Origin of the sequence: Bartonella sp. AS69XJJH, from assembly GCF_042195585.1 — a bacterium.
GTDB lineage: Bacteria > Pseudomonadota > Alphaproteobacteria > Rhizobiales > Rhizobiaceae > Bartonella.
In genome coordinates this window covers 1-2,685 of the sequence record NZ_JBHIOO010000061.1, presented here as the reverse complement: position 1 = coordinate 2,685, position 2,685 = coordinate 1, and the positions used below count along the sequence as shown (strand labels likewise).

The 2,685-nt window shown below is 40.3% G+C and carries 1 pseudogene; it reads left to right on the top strand.

Annotated features, from left to right (window positions below):
- Window positions 1-2,685 (top strand): annotated as a pseudogene (locus ACFIK6_RS09455) (hypothetical protein); the annotation flags it as partial.

Sequence of the window (2,685 nt, the reverse complement as noted above, 5' to 3'; positions counted from 1 at the left end):
AGCGCGTCATGAAAAGAGCAAAGAAGAAAAAGGCAGGGCTGTAAGGACACAAGAAAACAGTAGAATTACGTTTCTAGCAAATGGTGAGATTAGCGCAAAATCAACGGATGCTGTCACTGGCAATCAGCTTTATTCAGGCAATCAGACGGTTGCTAGCTATTTTGGTGGTTCTGCGGCATTTAAAGATGGTTCTTTTACAGCTCCGACTTATAACATCTCTAATATTACTGACGATGGTACGGTAACGACTAAATCACATAATGATGTTGGTTCAGCCTTTTCTGATCTTGATATGAGTGTCAAGAATGTGAATACTCATCTAACGAATGAGGTCAAAAATTTTACTGAAAAACTAACGAATATTACGCAAGCAGTCCAAGGCGATGCTTTGTTGTGGAATAATAAGAGTAACGCCTTTGTAGCTTTGCATGGGGAAAAAGAAGGTGAGAAGACAAACAGCAAGATTACGTCTCTTGCAACTGGCTCTATAGTATCAGGCTCGAGTGATGCAGTAACTGGTGGACAGATTTATGATCTTCAAAAACAGTTTGCTGGCTATTTTGGTGGTGGTGCTGGTTATAATGAGAAAGGCGAATGGCAAGTTCCAAACTATAACTTATCCAGTATTGATAAAGATGGTAAGGTAAAAGATAAATCACATACCAATGTTGGTTCTGCCTTTGAGGGACTTGATGATAATATCAAGAATGTGAACGCTCGCATTAAGAAAGTCTCAGAAGGAGTTGCACAAGATTCTTTATCATGGAGTAATGAGAGTAATGCTTTTGTAGCCTTGCATGGAAAAGAAGGTGAAAAGACAAACAACAAGATCACGTCGCTGGCTGATGGTTCTCTAGTGGCGGGTTCGAGCGATGCGGTTACGGGTGGACAGATTAATAAAATCGGTGAAGATGTAGCTAAGTTTTTAGGTGGAGAAGCATCGTTTAAAGATGGAGCTCTTACACAGCCAACGTATAAATTATCTTACATTGCCAAAGATGGAAGTGTAACAGATAGTTCCTTTCAAGGTGTTGGAACCGCTTTTTCAGGTCTTGATATCAATATCAAGAATGTGAATGCGCGGATTAAAGAAGTTTCTGAAGGAGTAGCGCAGGATTCTTTGTTGTGGAATGATGATGCGCAGGCCTTTGTAGCACGTCATGAAAAGAGCAAAGAAGAAAAAGGCATGGCTGTAAGGACACAGGAAAACAGTAGAATTACGTTTCTTTTAGATGGAGCTATTTCTAAGGATTCCACGGATGCAGTCAATGGCTCTCAGCTTTATTCCATGAATAAGACGATTGCGACGTATTTCGGTGGAGGTGCTGGATATAACGACGCAGGTGAATGGAATGCTCCAAAATTCACGGTTAAAACTGTTAAAGATGATGGTCTTACAGTTGAAGAGAAGAAGTATGATAATGTTGCTGAAGCTTTAGCTGATGTTGGTACTTCTTTCACGAATATTAACAAAGAGATTAATAAAGTAGTAGGTGATAACCTTGTTAAACAGGATATAGCTACTAAGGTTATCAAGGTTGGTTCGGAGACAGATGGTGCTACGATCAATATCGCCAATAAGAGTGGCGAGGATCGAATTCTTTCTGGTGTGAAGAAGGCAGAGAATGACAATGAAGCGGTTAACAAAAAACAACTCGAAGAAAGCTTGAAAGATCTTTCTAATAATCTTCAGTCTGATGAATCAGCTGTTGTTCATTACGATAAAAAAGATGACGAAAATGGCAGCATTAATTACACGAGCGTGACTTTAGGAAAAGGTGCAAAGTCTGCTGCTGTGGCACTTCATAATGTTGCTGATGGTAATATTTCTAAGGATTCACGTGATGCGGTCACAGGTGGACAGCTTCATATCATCGCAGATGATTTCTCAAAGATTTTAGGTGGCGATGCATCCTTTGATGGCAAAAACTTTAAAGGACCAAAGTATGTCTTATCGACAGTTTCTAAAGACGGGAAGGTAACAGATAAACCGTATGAAGGTGTAGAAAAAGCCTTTAAAGGACTTGATACGAATATCAAGACTGTTAACGATCGCATTAAGGAAGTCTCAGAAGGAGTAGCGCAGGATTCTTTATCATGGAGTAATGAGAGTAACGCCTTTGTAGCGACGCATGGGGACAAGAAAGAGAACAGCAAGATTACGTCTCTTGCAACTGGGGATATAACTAAAGATTCAAGTGATGCGGTTAATGGTTCTCAGCTTTTTTCAACCAATAAGACTGTTGCAGCTTATTTAGGCGGTAACTCTAGCTATGAAGGTGGGGCTTGGACAGCTCCGACTTACGAGATCTCTAATATTTCTGCAGATGGTAAAGTGGGAAAGACGAGCTTTAATGATGTTGGTAGTGCATTTGCGGGTCTTGATACAAATATCAAAAATGTGAATCAGCGTATTAAGGAAGTTTCTGAAGGAGTAGCGCAGGATTCTTTGAATTGGAGTAATGAAGCCAATGCCTTTGTAGCACGTCATGAAAAGAGCAAAGAAGAAAAAGGCAGGGCTGTAAGGACACAGGAAAACAGTAGAATTACGTTTCTTGCCAATGGTGAGATTACCGCTAAATCAACGGATGCTGTCACGGGTAATCAGCTTTATTCAATGAATCAAACAGTTTCGACCTATTTTGGTGGAGGTGCTGGCTATGAAAATGGAAAATGGATTGCACC